Here is an 18627-nt window from a genome sequence, read left to right as displayed (position 1 = left end):
AGTCAGATAGTGGATGGCTGCGACATGAGCGAATCCGAAGAGGCCTTATTGGATCGCAGCAGGAAGATGGAGATGAAGGTGGTGCAGAACACCAGCAGTCCCATGATCAGATAGGAGTCGGCGAAGCCGTATTTTTCATAGCTATAGCCCGCCAGCGGCGACAGTACGGTGGCGATGACCGAACTGGTGCAGGCGAAACCAACCAGGTACAGGGTGGAAGAAAGGCGTTTATCAAAGTTCAGGCTGTTGTATTTGAAGATGGACACCAGCAGCACCGGCAATTCCACGGCGTGCAGCAGTTTCGTAATCGAGATCAGTACAGGGCCTTCCACCAGCCCGGAGGCCACCATGCGCATCGCCATCACCATGCCGGCGAAGATCAGGCCGTTTTTCGCGCCGATGCGATTGACCAGCCACGGGGCGCAGAACATTCCCGCCGCTTCGAGGAACACCTGGAAGGAGTTGAGATAGCCATACATGGCGTTCCCTTCATGGAGCGTGGCGAACTGCGAGGAGAAGTAGACCGGAAACTGCTGGTCGTAAACGCCGTAAATACAGGTGCCAACGACGAAAAACACCAGCGCCCAAAAGCGCGGCAGCGTCAGCAGGCGCAGCGCGTCTTCCAGCGTGACTTTACCGCCACTGACCGCCTCCTGCATGGCGTGCGGCGCTGAAGAGACCTTAAGCCGCGCCAGCAGCATGAAGAAAACCAGACCAGAACAGCTGGCGACGGCGAAGTTCAGTTGTGGGTTAATGTTGAACAGCAGCCCAGCGAAAAAGGTCGCCACCGCCCAGCCCAGCGATCCCCACATCCGCGCTTTGCCGAATTCAAACTGGCTTTGCCGCGCTACGCGCTCGGTATAGGACTCCAGCACGCCAATGCCGCCGTTAAAGGTCAGGCCGATATAGATGCCGCCAAAAATACTGCCGAGCAGCACGTTGATTTTCAGCAGATAGCCAAACAGCAGATAGGCCGGGCCGGAAAGGATCAGTAAGACGGTGATATACCAGAGTAAATTTTTGCGCAGCCCCAGTTTATCCTGGATAAAGCCGTAGCAAATCTGGGCGAATAGCGCCGAGACCGACAGCACCGCGTAGATAATGCCGGTATCCCCGGCTTTCAGCCCCACTTCCTGATGTAGCCAGATGGAAAGCAGCGAGCCGGAAGAAGACCAGGTAACAAAAAAGAAAAACAGTAAGGCACTGAGTAAGGGGTAGCTGTGAGAGTGATGCATCTTCATCATGACATTCTCGTGTTGGAGTAATGCGCAAATGGTAACGTTAACAAAAAACAACTCTCATCTGGTTTTGTGACGATTCATGATGTTAATCACAAAAGTTAACGTTAACATAATGGAGATGAGATCGCGATCAACTATTCCTCGCCATGCTTCACCATCAGGCTGGGATAGACTATCGTATGATCCTTTTACATCAGCGACTTAGTTGTATACCGGAGTAATCACCATGGCATCCCTGAAAGATGTAGCGAAGCTAGCCAACGTCTCACTGATGACGGTATCCCGCGCGCTGAACAGCCCGGAGCGCCTGAAGGCGGAAACGCTCGCCCGCGTACAGGCGGCTATCGAACAGACCAATTACGTCCCCGACCTGTCGGCGAAGAAAATTCGCGGCGCCCGGGCAACCCCAAGCACCATCGGCGTACTGGCGCTGGACACGGTGACCACCCCATTCTCGGTAGAGATAACGCTCTCTATCGAAGAGACGGCGCGGGCCCACGGCTGGAACAGCTTTGTGGTTAACATGTTCTCGGATGACAATCCAGATGCCATCCTTGACCTGCTGCTTTCCCACCGCCCGGACGGCATCATTTACACCACCATGGGGCTACGCCAGGTTCCGCTACCGGCGAAATTGTTGACGCTGCCCTGCGTGCTGGCCAACTGCGAAAGCCTGAACGAGAACGTCGCCAGCTATATTCCGGACGATGAGCAAGGCCAGTACGACGCGGTGAAAGCGCTGCTGGCCGCCGGCTATCGCCGCCCGCTCTGTTTGCATCTTCCGGCCAGGCATCTGGCGACGATACGCCGCCGACAGGGGATGGAACGCGCCTGCCGCGAGGCGCAGGTCGATCCGGATACGCTCGATCACTGCTATATGACCTACGGTGACGAACACTATCGCGATATTCCCGGCCAGCTGCTGGCCCATATTGATCAGGGTAAACCGCGGTTTGATTCCGTAGTGTGCGGTAACGATCGTATCGCTTTTATGGTCTACCAGACGTTGCTGGCGCAGGGCTTGCGAATCCCTGAAGATGTGGCGGTGGTGGGTTATGACAACATGGTGGGGATTGGCGATCTGTTCCTGCCGCCGCTGTCAACGGTGCAGTTACCGCATTATGAAATTGGCCGCCTGAGCGCCCTGCATATTATTAACAGCGACAGCCATCGGGATACCATTAAGGTTCCCAGCCCGTGGCTGCCGCGCGAATCCGTGTGATCAGTTGCCGATGTTACGCAGCTTTTCCCCGGACATCAGCTTGCGTTCGATATGTTCAAGCGTCACGTTTTTGGTTTCCGGGATCAGCCAGAAGGTCACGCCGATAAACGCCACGTTCAGCGCGGTATAGAGCCAGAACGTGCCTGCCGCGCCAATCGCGTCCAGCAGCGTCAGGAAGGTCGCGCCAATAATCATGTTCGACACCCAGTTGGTGGTGGTCGAACAGGTGATGCCGAAGTCGCGGCATTTTAGCGGCTGGATCTCAGAGCAGAGGATCCACACCACCGGCGCGGCGCTCATCGCGTATCCGGCAATACACATCATGGTCATTCCCACCGATAGCCAGGAGAGGCCGCTGCCGGCGGTACCGTTATCAAACTGCATCAGGCAGTAGCCCAGCACCAGGGTGCCCAACGCCATCACGCTAAAGCCGATTTTCAATGCCGGTTTACGCCCGGCCTTATCAACGGTAAACACCGCGATAAAGGTGGCGAACATGAAGGTCAGGCCGACCACCAGCGTGGCGATCATCTGCTGCTCGGTGGTGGTAAAGCCGGCCATTTTGAAGATCCGCGGCGCGTAATACATGATGATATTCATGCCGGTAAACTGCTGCATCGCCTGCAATAACATGCCAAGGAATACCGCCCGACGCACGTTGCGGTTCACTTTGAACAGCGCCCAGCCGCCCTGCTTGAGCTTCAGGCTTTCGCGGATTTCATTCAGCTCATCGCGCGCCTTTTCCGAGGTATCGCGCAGCATGCGCAGCACTTCTTCGGCCTCGATATGGCGGCCTTTTTCCGCCAGCCAGCGCGGACTGTTAGGCAGGAACACCACCAGGATAATCAGCAATACCGCCGGCAGCGCCAGCACGCCAAGCATCGCCCGCCAGTTGCCGCTGTAGCTGAAGGCGGTATCGGATAAGAAGGCCAGCACGATGCCAAGGGTGACCATCAACTGATACATGCTGATCATCTTGCCGCGAACGTTTTCGCTTGCCATTTCAGAAAGATAGAGCGGCGCGGTATAAGAGGCGATACCGACGGCGACGCCAAGGACAATACGCGCAGCCAGCAGCATCTCGACGCTGGTGGCGAATGCCGAGCCGATAGAGCCCGCCACAAATAGCACCGCGCCAACCATCAAACTGTATTTACGGCCAAGACGGAAAGAGAGCCAGCCGTTGAACAGCGCGCCAATCGCCGCGCCAAGCATCATACTGCTGACCACCCACTCCTGCAGACGGCTGGATAAAACGAAATGATCGGTGATGAAAGGTAGCGCCCCGGCAATCACGCCGATATCAAGGCCGAATAACAAACCCGCCACCGCGGCGGCAATGGAGACAAACTGGTTCATGCGCCGGGTGTTGCGCTGCGCATTGGGGAGTAAACCCGGATCGGTGGTCAATGAAGTCATTTTTTTCCTGCCTCAACAGAGTATGCGTGCAGTGAAAGTACGGGATCGCAGGGCTAAGGTGTCAGGCGGGAGATGGCGAAGATATGGATAAAACGGCTGGCAGCATTGTTTTTGTGATGGACATTAAACTTTATCTTATGCAAAAAATGCTGTCCGATCGTCAAAACAACCCTGATGAATGGCGAGTATTTTATTTTCCATTACTAACGAGTATGGATTATTTAAACCTCATGATATGGACGATCATTGTTCAGAAAACAACCCGCCGGTTGGCGGGTTGTTCGACTATGTCTGTTAGCGCGCCAGCCAACCGCCATCTACCGCCACAGTGTAGCCGTTGATGTAATCGGATGCGCTGGAGGCGAGAAACACCACCGGCCCCATTAAATCGCTCGGCAGGCCCCAGCGGCCGGCCGGAATACGGTCGAGAATTTCCGCGCTGCGCTGTTCATCGGCGCGTAACTGCTGGGTATTGTTGGTTGCCATGTAGCCGGGGGCAATGGCGTTAACATTGATATTATGCTTTGCCCATTCATTGGCCAGCAGGCGAGTTACGCCCATGACGCCACTTTTCGAGGCGGTGTAGGACGGCACGCGGATCCCGCCCTGGAACGACAGCATGGAGGCAATATTGATGATCTTGCCGCCGTTACCCTGAGCGATGAAGTGCTTCGCCGCGGCCTGAGACATGAAAAAGACGCTTTTGATGTTCAGGTTCATCACGTCATCCCAGTCCTTCTCGCTGAATTCGATAGCATCCTGACGGCGGATTAGCCCCGCGTTATTGACCAGAATATCGATGTGGCCAAATTCCGCCACCGCGCGCTCAAGCAACTGCGGAATACCATCTATCTGCCGCAGGTCGGCGGTGAGGCTCAAAAAACGACGCCCCAGCGCGGTAACGCGCTCGATGGTTTCCGTTGGCTCAACGATATTAATACCGACGATATCGCAGCCCGCTTCCGCCAGCCCAACCGCCATGCCCTGGCCTAAACCGGTGTCGCAGCCGGTCACTACCGCGACTTTCCCCTGAAGAGAGAATGCATCAAGAATCATATCTGGTTCCTTTCTTTCACGGCCTGCTCACCACAGGCAAGGTTCTGAGGCTAAGAAGAACTCCTGGGGCATCCCCATCATAAAAATAAAACAGAGTTCCGTTTTGCTGATGGTCACATAGTAGACCGCTGAAAAATCATTTTCAACGACAATTAAAACAACGTTTCATTTTTTATGATTAAAAATGATAAAAACGCAAAACGGATCACATCGCCAGGAGCTAGCAACCTTTACAAAAGCTATAAATACAGTAAGTTAGGTTATCTTTGAAAAATAACCGCGAAGAGAGAAAATCGGAGAGAAAAACGAAGAAAAGAAGATCGGCGAGGAAGTTGGACATCGCGCCGAAGACGGCGCGAGATCGTATTATGCGCGCTCCACCGCCAGCGCAACGCCCTGACCGCCGCCGATACACAGCGTCGCGAGCCCTTTACGCGCATCGCGCTTGATCATTTCATGTACCAGCGACACCAGAATACGGCAGCCGGACGCGCCAATCGGATGGCCCAGGGCGATAGCCCCGCCGTTTACGTTAACCCGCCGTTCATCCCACTCCAGCACTCTGCCAACGGAGATCGCCTGGGCGGCAAAAGCTTCATTAGCTTCGATTAAGTCAACCTCATCCAGCTGCCAGCCCGCGCGCTCAAGGCAGCGCCGGGTAGCATGTACCGGGGCAATACCCATTAGCGCCGGATCGACGCCGACGCTGGCGAAGGCGCGAATGCGCGCCAGAATCGGTAGCCCCAGCTCCTGGGCCTTTGATTCGCTCATCATCATTACCGCCGCCGCGCCATCGTTAATACTCGATGCATTACCCGCGGTCACCGACCCAAGCTGGTCGAAGGTGGGCATCAGGCTGGCTAACCCTTCAGCGCTGGCATCCATCCGCGGCTGCTCGTCGGTATCCACCAGCCGTTGACTGCCGTTATGCTCGGTGGCGACCGGCACGATTTCATCGCGAAACCGCCCGGAGTCTATCGCCCGCCGCGCTTTTTGCTGCGAGCTAAGCGCCCAGGCGTCCTGTAGTTCACGGCTGATCCCATACTCCCGCGCCAGATTTTCCGCCGTTACGCCCATATGGTAATCATTGAAAGCGTCCCACAGCCCATCATGCACCAGGCTGTCGATAAGCTGGCTATTGCCCAGCTGCGCGCCGGTTCGGCTATCGGTAAGCACATGCGGCGCGCGGCTCATGTTTTCCTGACCGCCGGCAATCACCACATCCGCTTCGCCGCACTGGATAGCCTGAGTCGCCAGGTGCAGCGCTTTCAGCCCGGAGCCGCAAACGTCGTTGATGGTGATCGCCGAAACGGTATTCGGCAGCCCGCCGCGGATCGCCGACTGACGCGCCGGATTCTGCCCGGTGCCCGCGGTCAACACCTGACCGAGGATCACTTCATCAATGCACTGCGGATCGATTCCGCTCCGCTCGACTAACGCCTTCACCACCACGCTGCCCAATTCCACCGCCGAGTGACGCGCCAGCGTTCCCTGAAAACAGCCGATAGGCGTACGCAACGCGCCGACGATCACGACATCTTTCATCCTTTACCTTCTGCGCAAAGAACCATCAATAGATGCCGTTATAGTAGAGAATTGTTATCAAAAAATTTCGCAATTGTTTAAAAAAAGTGAGGCGGTTCACAAAGTTCGCCGTCACAACTCGCGGCCTTGCCCTTCAAGATGTTGGCGCAGCCAGCTGCCCGCTTCCCCCAGCGGCGTACGCTTGTTCCATAGCAGATCCACCGAGATCGACCGCGGCCAGCCGGCGATATTCAACGCTTTAAGCTTGCCGCTACCGGCGAACTCTTCCACCAGCGCGCAGGGCAAAATACACCAGCCAAAGCCCTGCACTGCCATACTCAGCAGCAGCAAATAGTTGGGCGCCGACCATACCTGACCGCGCGAGGGATCCGGCGCACTCTCAAGATAAGTGCTAAGCCGCAGTTCACGCCAGCCGTGCAGATCATCCCAGAAAACCCGCCCCTGACCGGCCAGCGGATGCCCCGGCGCAACATAAATCCCCATCGCCGTTTGCAACGGCAGGCGCATGCTGCCGATCTCCATCGGATAGCTGTCCCTGGCTTCGATAAGCCCCACCTGAGCGCGCTCTTTTTGCAGCAGATCTACCACGTCTTCATCTTCGCCAATCAGACATTCAAACTCGGTATGCGGAAAACGCCGATCGAACTGTTCCAGCAAATCCTCCAGTACATCCGGGTGCAGGGTATCCGACAAGACGAAGGTCAGCCGCGGTTCGGTATTGCCGGATAACGAACTGGCGAGCTCATCCAGCCGCGAACTGGCGGCCAGTATTGCTTTCACATAGCCCAGCACCTGCTCGCCCTGCGCGGTTAGCGTCGGCTGGCGAGTGGAACGATCGAAGAGAGTCAACCCCAGGTCGGTTTCAAGATTCGAAATCGCGGTACTGATGGTGGACTGGCTTTTACGCATCCGCCGGGCGGCGGCGGAGAACGAACCGCTGGCGGCGGCTTCTACAAAGGCGGTGAGAGCTTCGGGAGAATAGTGCATAACCTATCTACTTTATCGATGGAATCTATCTTTTGTTTATCACATTTTTCCATAAAATGCCGGGTAAATCTGGATGACAGAACTAACAAGAGGTATCCCAAAATGAAAACCAATAACCTGCAACATAAGACGCTACTTGAACGCGTACTCCACGCGGTGAGCTTTGAAGGCCTCGCCACGTTAATTCTGGCCCCGACCGCGGCCTGGTTAATGCAGCGATCGGTGGTCGAAATGGGCGGCTTGGCCATTTTGCTCGCCACCATGGCGATGGTCTGGAACCTGATCTATAACGCCGCCTTCGACCGTCTGTGGCCGGTTTCACGCCTGGCGCGTACGCTGCGGGTGCGCGCGCTGCACGCCATCGGCTTTGAGTGCGGCTTTATCATCATCGGCGTCACCGTCGTCGCGCTGGTGCTTGACGTGTCGCTGGTGCAGGCATTTATGCTGGAAATCGGCTTTATGCTGTTCTTCCTGCCCTACACCATGTTCTTTAACTGGGCGTGGGATACGCTGCGCGTGCGCGTCCTGAAGTATCGCCAGCCGCAGAGTCTGCCGAATAGTTAACGTTCTCGATCGCGCGGATCGCCTAACCCTTTGGCGATCCGCAGGTTTATTTATCGCCGAAAACTATCACCGCAAACGATTCATAAATGTGGTAAATTGCACTCCTTTTTTTGGGTTATACGGTTGATAAATTCGCATAATGTCTAAAATTTGGTCTAAAGAAGAAACTCTATGGAGTTTTGCTCTATATGGCACTGCCGTAGGCGCCGGCACCCTATTCCTGCCGATTCAACTCGGTTCGGCCGGCGCCATCGTGCTGTTCCTTACCGCTTTGGTTGCCTGGCCGTTAACCTACTGGCCGCACAAAGCGCTGTGTCAATTCATCCTGTCGGCCAAAGTGGCGGCCGGTGAAGGGATCACCGGCGCGGTCAATCATTACTACGGCAAAAAAGTCGGCAATCTGATCACCAGCCTGTACTTTCTCGCCTTCTTCGTAGTGATCCTGATCTACGCCGTGGCAATCACTAATTCGCTGGCTGAACAACTGGCGAGACACGTGGCGATGACTCCTGGCGTACGCGCTCTGCTGAGCCTCGCCGTGGTGCTGGTACTGAATCTGATCTTCCTGATGGGGCGTCATATGACCATCAAAGTGATGGGATTCCTCGTCTTCCCGCTGATTGGCTGTTTCCTGTTCCTCTCCATCTACCTGATTGGCAGCTGGCAACCGGAACACCTCACCAGTCAGATGCAGCTGAACGCAAAGACCTGGCACCAAATCTGGATCTCGATTCCCGTGATGGTTTTCGCTTTTAGCCATACGCCGATTATTTCGACCTTCGCTATCGATCAGCAGGAGAAATATGGTGAGCTGGCCATGGGTAAATGCAAAAAAATCATGAAGGTGGCCTACACCATCATCTGCGCCAGCGTGCTGTTTTTTGTCTTCAGTTGCCTGCTGTCCATTCCGCTGCCGTACATCGAAGCCGCGCGTAATGAAGGGGTGACGATTCTCTCTGCGCTCTCCATGGCGCCGGGCGCGCCGGGCTGGCTTGCAGTGACCGGCATTATCGTCGCGGTGGTCGCGATGTCGAAATCGTTCCTCGGCACCTATTTTGGGGTGATCGAAGGCGCCAGCGAAATCGTTAAAACCTCGCTCGGCCAGCTCGGCATTCGTAAGAGCCGCGCCTTTAACCGCGCCATGTCGATTATGCTGGTCTCGGCGCTGACCTTTATCGTCTGCTTTATCAATCCGAACGCCATCTCGATGATTTACGCCATCAGCGGCCCGCTTATCGCCATGATTCTGTTCATCATGCCGACGTTGTCGACGTATATCATTCCGGCGCTCAAGCCCTACCGTTCGCTGGGTAATCTCATTACCTTAATCGTCGGCCTGCTCTGCGTCTCGGTGATGTTCTTCAGTTAAATCGCTCTCGCGGCGACGCCTTCAGCGTCGCCGCACGTTCTGCCAACATTCTCGCCCATCGCTTCTCCCTGACGGGATTACACTTACTCCTTGCCTATCATCGGAGGGAGTCATTATGTCCAGCGTAACATTATCCGGGGTCATGACCTTAGGCGACCGTCAGGTTTACCGGCTTGGATACGGCGCCATGCAGCTCGCCGGCCCCGGCGTGTTCGGGCCGCCAAAAGATCCCGACGCCGCCATTCGCGTTCTGCAAGAAGCCGTCGCCGCCGGGGTGAATCATATCGATACCTCAGATTTCTACGGCCCGCATATCACCAATCAGCTGATTCGTCAGGCGCTGCATCCCTATAGCGACGACTTGTGTATCGTCACCAAGGTCAGCGCCCGCCGCGATGAGAAAGGCAATTGGCTACCGGCGATGTCGCCGGCGGAACTCACCCAGGCCGTCGAAGATAACCTGCGTAACCTCGGCCTGGAGAGGCTGGAGGTGGTCAATCTGCGCAGCATGCTCGGCACCCACGGCCCGGTGGAGGGTTCGCTGGAGGAACCGCTAACGACCTTACTGGAACTAAAAGCCCGCGGTCTGATTCGTCACATCGGTCTGAGTAACGTCACCGCCAGACAGGTTGACGATGCGCAGAAGCTGACGCCCATCGTCTGCGTGCAAAACCAGTACAACATCGCTAACCGCGGTGACGACGCGTTAATCGACGCGCTGGCGCAGCAAAACATCGCCTACGTGCCGTTCTTCCCGCTGGGCGGTTTTATGCCGCTACAGGCGCAAGAACTTAACGAGGTTGCCGCCATGCTCGACGCCACGCCGATGCAGGTGGCGCTGGCGTGGTTACTGCAGCGCTCGCCGAATATTTTGCTGATTCCGGGCACCTCATCGGTGGCGCATTTACGGGAAAATCTCGCCGCTGCAACGCTTACCCTCCCCGCCGGAGCACTGGCGAAGCTGGATAGCATCAGCGGTTGATGGCGTCAACTCCCCCCTTTACGGCGTTTGCCGTGAAGGGCTATCCCCTTAATATTAAGCTGGAATTAGGCCATCTCTGCTGGCACTATATATCCTACAAATCGGGTTATGCTGATTCCTCGTCGAGGAAATAACCTTATAAATTGCATTGAGTTACGTTATTTCTTAGGCCTCCTAATTGGGAGGCTGTTGTCGTTTGTATTGTTCCATGGTTTTTGTTAACACTCTTGATTACAGGAAAAAACAATATCGGCTTCGACGTTTATACAAATCAATTTGGCTACAAAGATAGTCAATATCATCGAACGTTCACAAAAACATCTGGTTAACATAATCAGTATGTCGCTATTGCTGTAAAAAAAATTAACTATGCACAGTAACGATTCAACAAGGATTACCCATGATAGAGGGAACGATAAAAACCAGTAAGTATGAAATCATTGCTATTTTCAGAGAGGAACAGAGAAAGCAAACAGAGATAGAAATTTTCTTTAATAACAAAAGCATCAGTACTCAGATTGCGCGTGTAGATTTTGCCGAATTCCATATCCAGAGCGATAGCAAAATCCCTGCGGGGAATAAATTCAAATTTATTCTGCATAGTGATTCAGGAAAGATCGAGTTCACCTCCCAGCGGCAGAAGAATTCCGCTGGCGGCGCGGAGAATAGCAATAAGGTGGCATTTGCGTTACCGGAATGCATCCAGGTTGTACAAAGACGACGAGATCCGCGATTTCGTTTACGCGATGAGAATGATTTCTTTTGTCATGGGCGCCATAAAAATGGCGAAAACTATGCTTTTGATATCAAAGATATTTCAGATGGTGGCTGCGCGCTGATTGCGCAAAGTCCAAATCTGAAATTCCTTGCCAACAACTCAACGCTGAAAAACGCCATTCTGTCTCTGGCTGAATATGGCGAAATCACCGTTGATCTGATTATCAAGAACGTGGCGATGGTCACGCTGGATAGCGAAGAAAAGAGTCCGGAAAACTACTATCAGATTTCCTGCCAGTTTAAGTTCCGCCGCAGCGATGACAGGAAGAAAATAGAAAAAACGCTGATCGATTTGATTCTGGAAGCCAAGCGTAAGAAGAGAGTTTAATGCCCTTGAACAATATCTTGCTGTACACTGACGACAATATCATTGGCCAATCTATTCATGATTATCTGAGCGATATTCACCAGGATATCACCCAGGCCAGTTATCAGGACATCGTGCAAGGGGGCGTCGCGCCCCTGGCTGAGACGGTGATCTTCAATATGATCCACAAGGATATATCCGCCGCCGATACGGTCGTATTACTCAACAAACTGCGCTTTCATTTCTCGCGCTGTACACTGTTGGTATTGATGGTAAAAAGCGATATCGCCAATCTGTGCCGGGAATTAATCGATCTGGAAAACCTGTTAATCCTGACGGAAAAATCTTCTTTAGACGCATTTTCGGCAATTACCAGAACGCAGGATGAAACTCCGCAGACCCGGTATTTGCGCACGCAGCGAAAGCTGACCGCCAGAGAGCTGCAGGTACTGGAACTTATTATCGCCTGCAATAACAACAAGCGAATTGCCTCGCTGCTGAATATCGATCATAAGACGGTACACAGCCACCGCATTCACATTATGAAAAAGCTGGGAATGAATAGCTCGCAGGTGATGCATAAGCAAATCGTCAATATGAATCACTGCTGAACGGCTATCCTGCCGCCGGGTCTACAGCGCCAGGCCAAAGTGCTGACGCAGCGCTCGCTTCCCAGGCTCGCTGATTGTCACTTCGCGATAGCCCGGGACCGGCATAAACCAACCTTTTTGCACGCCCCACTGCAGCAGGGCAGCGCCCGCGGCACCGCCCAGATGAAAACGGCGCTCGCTCCAGTCGAGGCAGGCGCAGCATACTTTGCGGCGGGATCCGCTATCGCACGTAATACCTAAGCGGGCGAAATGCGCCTCCCCCGCCGCGGTAAGCGCGGTGCCATTTGCCGTGAGCCACGCTTGCTGCTGCAGAAAATCATAGATGGCGACGGCCACTTCACCCGCCAGATGATCGTAGCAGGTACGCGCCATACGCAGCGTTCCCGGCGTTCGCGTGGTCAGCGGCACTGTGCTTTTGCCCGCCATGGTCATCATATTTTCCAGCAATCCGGCGACATCGCCGCCCGCCAGCCGATAGTAGCGATGTCGCCCTTGCGCCAGGCAGATCAGTAAGCGACTATTGACCAGACGGCTAAGGTGAGCACTGGCGGTCGACGGCGAAATATCCGCCGCGCCGGAGAGCTCAGTCGCCGTCCATGCCCGGCCATCCATTAACGCGCAGAGTATTTTCACTCGTGAAGGGTCAGCCATCGCCGAGGCAACCGCCGCCATCGCGACGGCCAGCGCTTCGTCATCATCAATGACAACCGCAGGGTGCAACATACTGCCTCCGCTTAATATTGGTTACGCAGAATGCGAACTCTGCATCTGGTATTCACGCAACACCTGCGCCACGCGAATCTGATAATCAGCAAAGATAGACTCCCGCCCTTCCCGCTGCGCCGCCTGATGACAAATATTGCGCTTCCAGGCTGCAACCGCCTGTTCGTCCCGCCACCACGACAGCGACAAAATCTTTCCCGGCGCACTGAGGCTTTGAAAACGCTCGATGGCGATAAAGCCGTCGATGGTTTCCAGCAGCGGTTTCAACTGCGCCGCCAGCGCGAGGTATCGTTCCTGCTGCGCTGGCGTGACCTGTGCTTCAAAGAGTACCGCAATCATGGTTTTTTCCTCCAGCAATGAATGAAGCCGCACTGTAGCGCGCCGATGGTTAGCAATGCTTCGCCAGCGGGCGAAGTATCGCGGTCACAACAAGCCAAAAAACCACCAAACCATTCACACAATCAATACCAGGCGAAATTCTGTTGAGACCTAAACGCGGGTCAACGGAAATAAGCACTCTCGAAGATGAGATATAACATTCTGTTTTCAAAGTTTTTTTCAATAAAAATCCCATTTACATTCATCAAACCGTCATAAAAATGTGATCTAAATCGCACTTTTTGCAACGTACGTTATAGTTAGCAGACTTATTATAAACCCATCGAAAGCACAACGCTTTCCACCATAAAAGTTAAAAGGATAAACACCATGAAAAACGTAAAATTACTTGCTGCTGCTGGTATGCTGTCTCTGGTTTCTTTCGCAAGCTTCGCGGCTCACCCGGTGAGCGTGACCTCTGATACCCTGGACAACGCAGAAGCAAAAATCGCTGCTATCGCTAAAGATCAGGGCGCCTCTTACCACATTACCGAAGCCTATACCGGTAATCAGGTACACATGACGGCGGAACTGTCTAAATAACCGAATGGTCGCAGAGGGAGCTGCCGGACAGGTCGTCTCAGGACGGCTGGTCTGGCTCCCGCCACGTAAAAAAACACGGCAATGTCGAGCCCCTTTATGGGGCTTTTTCACGTCAACGTTTCGCCAGCGCGCGCTGAATAGAGAGCACACTCGCCAGTACCACAATAAGGCCCGCCAGCGCCATCCCCTCAATTTTCTGCCCGAGAAAGATCCACCCCAGCAGCACCGCCGTCACCGGACTTAGCAGGCTCATTGCCGATACCGCCACCGGCGATAATCGGCTGATACCGCGAAACCATAATCCATACGCCAGCATCGCTCCGGCCACACACAGCCAGACATAACCCGCAACCTGTAATGGAGTGATATTGTGCAACGGCGGGTCCACCAGCAGCGCGATGGGCAGTAACACGATCCCGCCTATCAACAATTGCCAGCCGGTCATCGCCACAACCGGCAACGATAGCGCCCAGCGCCGCGACAGCCAGGTGCCCAGCGCCATACTGACGGCGCCAAGAAAAGCGGCGCCGATACCTAACGAATCCAGCACCGTGCGCGGAGAAAGCAGCAACATCGCCATACCGATGATCCCGGCGCAGGCGGAAACCACCGCCAGCCACGGCGAACGCTGGCGATCCACGCACCAGGCCAGCAGCATCACCAGCAGCGGCTGAATCGCGCCGATCACCGCCGCCAGCCCGCCGGGCAGGCGGTAGGCGGCGATAAACAGCAGCGCCTGAAAGGCGCCGATATTTAATATTCCGGTAATGATCAGCTTCCACCACTCACCGCGCTGCGGAAACTGGCGGCTCCACAGTAACAACGCAATCCCGGCGGGCAACACGCGCAACAGCGCGGCGATAAAAGGACGGTCCGGCGGCAAGAATTGCGAAGTGACGATATAAGTGGTTCCCCAGATGGCGGGAGCCAGCGCGGTCAGCAGCAGATCGACCGCCAGATGACGAGTAAAAAAGGCCATGATTTTATCTTCATATCAAGTTAAATTGTGCAGCAAGTATGTATCGATAAATATCTTGATATCAAGACAAGTGAGCACACATGGACAAATTACCGCCAACGGATGCCGTTGACCGCATTCTCGCCCAATGGCAGCGCGAGCGCCCGGATCTGGATTGCAGCCCAATGGGGCCGATTGGCCGCCTCAAGCGCTGCGCCATGCTGCTGGAGCCGCGGGTGGAGGCGGCGTTTGTTAAACATGGGCTGGTACGTTGGGAGTTCGACATGCTGGCGACGCTGCGCCGCGCCGGCGAGCCATTCGTGCTGTCGCCGACCCAGCTCTTTTCGACACTGATGATTACCTCCGGCACGATGACCCATCGCCTCAAGGCGCTGGAAAAACGAGGGTTGATTACCCGCTTAGCAAATCCTCAGGATGCCCGCAGCATGCTGGTCGCGTTAACGCCAGAGGGACGAGCGCTGATCGATGAGGCGGTTGCCACCCACGTGGCGAATGAGCAGCAACTGCTGGCGGGGCTTTCCGCCCCCCAACTTCAGCAGTTAGACGAAGCGCTACGGGTATTTATGCGTCTGCTGGAGAATGAGTGACCTCCGGCGACAGGCGGTTGCTACGATGAACAACGCGCGGCTCACAAAGAGGCCATCCTCCCGGCATCATAGCGCATGGTTTTCGCAGTACCGCGTTTTGCAATAACCGCTAAATGCGCATACCATCTGCACATTCTATCGTCATCAGGCAAGGAGATGCTTGTGGATAAGACTCACTCTTCGACCCCGCCAGAGAGCCACGAAAGCCGCTTTCATAAAGAAGAGTTCCCCTTCTTCTGGGTGGTTAACGTTTACGCCCGTTATACCCAATTAATGGAAATCGAGCTCAAAAAAATCAACATCGACCTTTCCCGCTTCCGCGTACTGATGCTGGTGCACCAATACCACCGCGCCAGTATTTCGCGGATCACCGAATATGCCGTTAGTAAGATGCCGACGGTGACCAAAATTGTTGGCCGTCTGCGCGATGATGGCCTGCTCACGACCCACGTTAGCGTCAGCGATGGCCGGGTCACCGAAGCGGAACTCACCGCCGCCGGTGAAGCCAAGGTTGCCGAAGCCCGGGCATTAGCGGAAACCGTGTTTGCTAAAGCCTTCAAGGGCGTCACCCCGGCCCAGGAAAAAAAGATGAATCAGGTGCTGGCGCTCATTCTGCACAACCTCGATGACTGATCCTCTGCAAAAATAACCATTTACTATAAATGGTTATTCATTTTGTTTTACCCTCCCCTGCGTTTTTCGCACACTTTTTTATCATTTTTTTAACTTATATTTTTCATTTATTTTTGTGACGCCCTTCAAGAGATTAAAATTTAAACACCAATGTTTAATGATTTAAATCAATGAGTTAAAAAACAACCTCTCTTTCATAGCATCATCTTATCGTCAATTACGATGTAAAAAACAGGTGACAAATTACTTGAAATTTCAAGTTTTACTGACAAGATTACCTCAAACGCCAGCGGGTCGTTTTTTAGTCATTTCGCGCGGTAATTATCCCCCTCACGGAGATGTGAAACATGGTTACTGAACATCGTACAGAGGCAGAAAACGCAGAATCCGGGTTTATCTCGCGCTTCACCCTTGGCGAAGGCGAGCTGACGTTTGCGGTTAAAGACAGTCTCGATATTGCCGGTTTTCCGACCCGCGCCGGCAGCCCGGTATTGCAGGATGCGCCTCCTGCCGTTCGCCATGCCGCCGTAGTCGAGGCGCTGCTGGATAACGGCTGCCAACTGCGCGGCAAAACCACCCTGCACGAGCTGGCCTTTGGCGTCACCGGCATCAACCCGCATAGCGGTACGCCGCGCAATCCGCATTATCCGCAGTTAATCCCCGGCGGTTCGTCCAGCGGCTCCGCCGCCGTGGTCGCGGCCGGTGAAGTCGACTTCGCCGTCGGCACCGACACCGGCGGCTCGGTGCGAATGCCCGCGGCCTGCTGCGGCGTGGTTGGCCTGAAGCCGAGCTTTGGCCGTCTGAGCCGCGCTGGCGTCATGCCGACGGAAAGTTCGCTCGACTGCGTCGGCCTATTCGCCCGCGATATCGCCACATTGCGTCAGGCGCTGGCAAAAGCGCTGGGGGAATCAGCGCCTCCTGCGCGCCGGGACGCCCCCGCGATAAGTTATCTGGCGGGCACGGCAACGCCAGAAATTGAGCAACTGATCGTCTCACGTCTGCAGCAGGCGGGGCTGGCATGGACTCGCGCTGAACTACCGGGGTTCAACGAAGCGCATCAGGCCGGGCTTACGGTGATAAGCCAGGAAAACTGGCTGGCGTTTCACAGCATCATCAACGCGCCGAACCTGGCGCCGGATGTCGCCCGGCGGATCCACGCCGGCGCGGAGATTGGCCCTCAGCAACGGCAGGCTGCGGAAAGCGTGCGTCAGCAATTTAGCGCCGCGGTGGATGCCCAACTGGCGAAAACCCCGCTGATTGTGCTGCCGACCCTCCCGGAATGCCCGCCAACGCTGGAAGAAGCGGCGGATCCGCTCAAGGTGGTCAACCTGACTCGCCTGGTGCGCCCATTTAATTTAAGCGGCCACCCGGCCCTGAGCCTGCCGCTTGGCGAAATTAATCATCGCCCGGTGGCTCTGCAATTAGTCGCCAATAAAAATAAAGAGTTTGATTTACTTAATTACGCTGAGTATTTGCTGGAAAAATTAAAATAATAAAACCGTACTTTCATTAACTGGAAGAGGCTAAATCGCATGTTAAACCCCTCTGCAACTTCGCGTGCGGAAAAGACCCTGCACGCCACGACAATAGAGTTTGCCGAATTACTCGCAGATATTAAAAAGCGCAGCGAGGAGTTCGAGCAGCAGAAATATATCCCGGCGGATATTATTTCCCGCTTTAAAAAGATCGGTGTTTATCGCGCGCTGGTGCCAAAACGCTACGGCGGCGATGAAATATCACCTGCGGAGTTTTGTCAGTTAATTGAAACGCTCTCAACAGCGGACGGATCCGCCGGCTGGGTGGCGAGTTTCGGCATGAATCCGTTTTATCTTGGCGGCCTACCGCCGAGCAGTCTCGATGAGCTTTACCGCCACGGGCCGGATATTGTCTTTGCCGGCGGGATCTTCCCGCCGCAAAAAGCGACGACTCAGGATGGCGGCTACCGCGTCAGCGGGCGCTGGAGCTTCGCCAGCGGCTGCAGCGGCGCCGAACTTATCGGCGTGGGCATTCTGACCGATGACGGCAGCGATCGTCCGCTGCCGCGCATCGCGGTACTACCCGCCGGGGAGTTCACCATCGATCCGGTCTGGAATACGGTCGGCCTCTCCGGTACCGGCAGCCATGACGTAGTGCTGAATAATGCCTTCGTGCCGCAGGAATGGACCTTTATTCGCGGCGGTGAACTTAACCTCGAAGGCCCTCTGTATCGCTATCCGGTACTGTCGCTGGCCACTCAGGTGCTGTCGGTGGTCGCGCTGGGTATCGCCCGCGCGGCGTTATCGGAAATTTACGCCATTGCCGAACGCCAGAGCTCGGTCACCGGCGCGCCGTGCCTGGCGGATCGCCAATTCGCGCAGATGGAAATCGCTCACTGCGAAGCGGATCTTCGTTCGGCGCGCTGCTGGTTCTACGACGCCATCGACGATGTCTGGCAAGCGATTCTGCGCGGCGATGAACCGGGAGAAGAGCGGATTAACGCCATGCGCCTCTCTTCCACCCACATTACCCGCGTCTCTGCTTCGGTTACCACCCGCGCGCTGAAACTGGCCGGGATGCCGGGCATATCGATGCGCAGCCCGCTTCAGCGCTATGCCCGCGACTCCATGGTGATCACCCAGCACGCCTTTATGGGCGAGCTGACATACATCAACGCCGGCAATATGTTCTTCGGCCACTCGCCGCAGCCCGGCTATTTATGAGTTAT

General features: G+C 55.1%; 19 protein-coding genes. 11 read left to right on the top strand and 8 right to left on the bottom strand.

Going from position 1 to position 18627, the window contains the following annotated elements; all coding sequences use genetic code 11:
- Nucleotides 1-2: 2 nt before the first annotated feature.
- Nucleotides 3-1244 (bottom strand): MFS transporter, encoded by a 1242-nt coding sequence (locus ABLV07_RS22860; RefSeq protein WP_015703337.1) that lies wholly within the window; start codon nucleotides 1242-1244, stop codon nucleotides 3-5.
- A gap of 223 nt (nucleotides 1245-1467) precedes the next feature.
- Between ABLV07_RS22860 and ABLV07_RS22855 the strand changes: the two genes are divergently transcribed.
- Nucleotides 1468-2463: a LacI family DNA-binding transcriptional regulator gene (locus ABLV07_RS22855; RefSeq protein ID WP_042897666.1), complete on the top strand. Its 996-nt coding sequence runs from the start codon at nucleotides 1468-1470 to the stop codon at nucleotides 2461-2463.
- On the opposite strand, the gene ABLV07_RS22850 is transcribed toward ABLV07_RS22855, so the two are convergent.
- The 4 genes from ABLV07_RS22850 to ABLV07_RS22835 all read right to left on the bottom strand — a co-directional run bounded on the left by ABLV07_RS22850 (nucleotide 2464) and on the right by ABLV07_RS22835 (nucleotide 7470).
- The gene (locus tag ABLV07_RS22850; RefSeq protein ID WP_015369908.1) at nucleotides 2464-3882 is read right to left on the bottom strand and encodes a sugar porter family MFS transporter; all 1419 of its coding nucleotides are present in this window, start codon (nucleotides 3880-3882) and stop codon (nucleotides 2464-2466) included. It lies immediately after the preceding gene.
- Between the two features lie 294 nt (nucleotides 3883-4176).
- Nucleotides 4177-4938, bottom strand: coding sequence for a 2-dehydro-3-deoxy-D-gluconate 5-dehydrogenase KduD (gene kduD, locus ABLV07_RS22845; RefSeq protein ID WP_015703339.1), 762 nt, complete (start codon nucleotides 4936-4938; stop codon nucleotides 4177-4179).
- Nucleotides 4939-5304: 366 nt separating this feature from the next.
- Complete coding sequence (locus tag ABLV07_RS22840) at nucleotides 5305-6483, bottom strand: acetyl-CoA C-acetyltransferase (RefSeq protein WP_015369905.1); 1179 nt, start codon at nucleotides 6481-6483, stop codon at nucleotides 5305-5307.
- A 111-nt stretch (nucleotides 6484-6594) separates the two neighbouring features.
- Nucleotides 6595-7470 (bottom strand): LysR family transcriptional regulator, encoded by an 876-nt coding sequence (locus ABLV07_RS22835; RefSeq protein ID WP_045363499.1) that lies wholly within the window; start codon nucleotides 7468-7470, stop codon nucleotides 6595-6597.
- A 102-nt stretch (nucleotides 7471-7572) separates the two neighbouring features.
- On the opposite strand from ABLV07_RS22835, the gene ABLV07_RS22830 reads away from it, so the two are divergent.
- From ABLV07_RS22830 to ABLV07_RS22810, 5 genes are all read left to right on the top strand, one after another.
- On the top strand, nucleotides 7573-8034 hold the full coding sequence (locus ABLV07_RS22830; protein WP_108684073.1) for a multidrug/biocide efflux PACE transporter: 462 nt from the start codon (nucleotides 7573-7575) through the stop codon (nucleotides 8032-8034).
- Nucleotides 8035-8173: 139 nt separating this feature from the next.
- Complete coding sequence (locus tag ABLV07_RS22825) at nucleotides 8174-9403, top strand: amino acid permease (RefSeq protein WP_015369902.1); 1230 nt, start codon at nucleotides 8174-8176, stop codon at nucleotides 9401-9403.
- Nucleotides 9404-9518: 115 nt separating this feature from the next.
- A complete protein-coding gene (locus tag ABLV07_RS22820; RefSeq protein ID WP_348853343.1) occupies nucleotides 9519-10385 on the top strand; it encodes an aldo/keto reductase family oxidoreductase in 867 nt (288 codons plus the stop codon).
- 400 nt (nucleotides 10386-10785) lie between these two features.
- A complete protein-coding gene (locus ABLV07_RS22815; protein WP_015369900.1) occupies nucleotides 10786-11490 on the top strand; it encodes a hypothetical protein in 705 nt (234 codons plus the stop codon).
- On the top strand, nucleotides 11490-12080 hold the full coding sequence (locus ABLV07_RS22810; protein WP_015703343.1) for a helix-turn-helix transcriptional regulator: 591 nt from the start codon (nucleotides 11490-11492) through the stop codon (nucleotides 12078-12080). Before ABLV07_RS22815 ends, ABLV07_RS22810 begins: the two co-directional genes overlap by 1 nt.
- Before the next feature lie 21 nt (nucleotides 12081-12101).
- Here ABLV07_RS22810 and ABLV07_RS22805 read toward each other — a convergent pair whose 3' ends face one another.
- Both ABLV07_RS22805 and ABLV07_RS22800 read right to left on the bottom strand, forming a co-directional pair.
- On the bottom strand, nucleotides 12102-12803 hold the full coding sequence (locus ABLV07_RS22805; RefSeq protein ID WP_348853342.1) for a winged helix-turn-helix domain-containing protein: 702 nt from the start codon (nucleotides 12801-12803) through the stop codon (nucleotides 12102-12104).
- A gap of 21 nt (nucleotides 12804-12824) precedes the next feature.
- A complete protein-coding gene (locus tag ABLV07_RS22800) occupies nucleotides 12825-13142 on the bottom strand; it encodes an antibiotic biosynthesis monooxygenase (protein WP_015369897.1) in 318 nt (105 codons plus the stop codon).
- A 369-nt stretch (nucleotides 13143-13511) separates the two neighbouring features.
- On the opposite strand from ABLV07_RS22800, the gene ABLV07_RS22795 reads away from it, so the two are divergent.
- Nucleotides 13512-13724, top strand: coding sequence for a YdgH/BhsA/McbA-like domain containing protein (locus tag ABLV07_RS22795; protein ID WP_015369896.1), 213 nt, complete (start codon nucleotides 13512-13514; stop codon nucleotides 13722-13724).
- Between the two features lie 112 nt (nucleotides 13725-13836).
- On the opposite strand, the gene ABLV07_RS22790 is transcribed toward ABLV07_RS22795, so the two are convergent.
- Nucleotides 13837-14703, bottom strand: a complete 867-nt coding sequence (locus ABLV07_RS22790) for an EamA family transporter (RefSeq protein ID WP_042897674.1) — start codon at nucleotides 14701-14703, stop codon at nucleotides 13837-13839.
- 80 nt (nucleotides 14704-14783) lie between these two features.
- Here ABLV07_RS22790 and ABLV07_RS22785 point away from each other — a divergent pair, with 80 nt between their 5' ends.
- From ABLV07_RS22785 to ABLV07_RS22770, 4 genes are all read left to right on the top strand, one after another.
- On the top strand, nucleotides 14784-15290 hold the full coding sequence (locus ABLV07_RS22785; protein ID WP_015369894.1) for a MarR family transcriptional regulator: 507 nt from the start codon (nucleotides 14784-14786) through the stop codon (nucleotides 15288-15290).
- A 162-nt stretch (nucleotides 15291-15452) separates the two neighbouring features.
- Nucleotides 15453-15923: a MarR family transcriptional regulator gene (locus ABLV07_RS22780; protein ID WP_058676403.1), complete on the top strand. Its 471-nt coding sequence runs from the start codon at nucleotides 15453-15455 to the stop codon at nucleotides 15921-15923.
- 347 nt (nucleotides 15924-16270) lie between these two features.
- Nucleotides 16271-17416, top strand: coding sequence for an amidase family protein (locus ABLV07_RS22775; RefSeq protein ID WP_230250013.1), 1146 nt, complete (start codon nucleotides 16271-16273; stop codon nucleotides 17414-17416).
- Nucleotides 17417-17455: 39 nt separating this feature from the next.
- Nucleotides 17456-18622 (top strand): acyl-CoA dehydrogenase family protein, encoded by a 1167-nt coding sequence (locus tag ABLV07_RS22770; RefSeq protein WP_015369891.1) that lies wholly within the window; start codon nucleotides 17456-17458, stop codon nucleotides 18620-18622.
- The last annotated feature ends 5 nt before the right edge of the window (nucleotides 18623-18627 follow it).

The organism is Klebsiella sp. CN_Kp097 (assembly GCF_040064495.1).
In the GTDB taxonomy this organism is placed as follows: Bacteria; Pseudomonadota; Gammaproteobacteria; order Enterobacterales; family Enterobacteriaceae; genus Klebsiella; species Klebsiella aerogenes.
Note: the sequence above shows the minus strand (reverse complement) of the source record. Positions and strands in the feature narration are given on the sequence as shown.

Coding starts and splice junctions, on each gene's coding strand:
- ABLV07_RS22855 (WP_042897666.1), top strand. CDS start 1,468: ATGGCATCCCTGAAAGATGTAGCGAAGCTAGCCAACGTCTCACTGATG.
- ABLV07_RS22860 (WP_015703337.1), bottom strand. CDS start 1,244: ATGATGAAGATGCATCACTCTCACAGCTACCCCTTACTCAGTGCCTTA.
- ABLV07_RS22790 (WP_042897674.1), bottom strand. CDS start 14,703: ATGGCCTTTTTTACTCGTCATCTGGCGGTCGATCTGCTGCTGACCGCG.
- ABLV07_RS22810 (WP_015703343.1), top strand. CDS start 11,490: ATGCCCTTGAACAATATCTTGCTGTACACTGACGACAATATCATTGGC.
- ABLV07_RS22820 (WP_348853343.1), top strand. CDS start 9,519: ATGTCCAGCGTAACATTATCCGGGGTCATGACCTTAGGCGACCGTCAG.
- ABLV07_RS22795 (WP_015369896.1), top strand. CDS start 13,512: ATGAAAAACGTAAAATTACTTGCTGCTGCTGGTATGCTGTCTCTGGTT.
- ABLV07_RS22770 (WP_015369891.1), top strand. CDS start 17,456: ATGTTAAACCCCTCTGCAACTTCGCGTGCGGAAAAGACCCTGCACGCC.
- kduD (WP_015703339.1), bottom strand. CDS start 4,938: ATGATTCTTGATGCATTCTCTCTTCAGGGGAAAGTCGCGGTAGTGACC.
- ABLV07_RS22805 (WP_348853342.1), bottom strand. CDS start 12,803: ATGTTGCACCCTGCGGTTGTCATTGATGATGACGAAGCGCTGGCCGTC.
- ABLV07_RS22850 (WP_015369908.1), bottom strand. CDS start 3,882: ATGACTTCATTGACCACCGATCCGGGTTTACTCCCCAATGCGCAGCGC.
- ABLV07_RS22815 (WP_015369900.1), top strand. CDS start 10,786: ATGATAGAGGGAACGATAAAAACCAGTAAGTATGAAATCATTGCTATT.
- ABLV07_RS22785 (WP_015369894.1), top strand. CDS start 14,784: ATGGACAAATTACCGCCAACGGATGCCGTTGACCGCATTCTCGCCCAA.
- ABLV07_RS22800 (WP_015369897.1), bottom strand. CDS start 13,142: ATGATTGCGGTACTCTTTGAAGCACAGGTCACGCCAGCGCAGCAGGAA.
- ABLV07_RS22775 (WP_230250013.1), top strand. CDS start 16,271: ATGGTTACTGAACATCGTACAGAGGCAGAAAACGCAGAATCCGGGTTT.
- ABLV07_RS22830 (WP_108684073.1), top strand. CDS start 7,573: ATGAAAACCAATAACCTGCAACATAAGACGCTACTTGAACGCGTACTC.
- ABLV07_RS22825 (WP_015369902.1), top strand. CDS start 8,174: ATGTCTAAAATTTGGTCTAAAGAAGAAACTCTATGGAGTTTTGCTCTA.
- ABLV07_RS22840 (WP_015369905.1), bottom strand. CDS start 6,483: ATGAAAGATGTCGTGATCGTCGGCGCGTTGCGTACGCCTATCGGCTGT.
- ABLV07_RS22835 (WP_045363499.1), bottom strand. CDS start 7,470: ATGCACTATTCTCCCGAAGCTCTCACCGCCTTTGTAGAAGCCGCCGCC.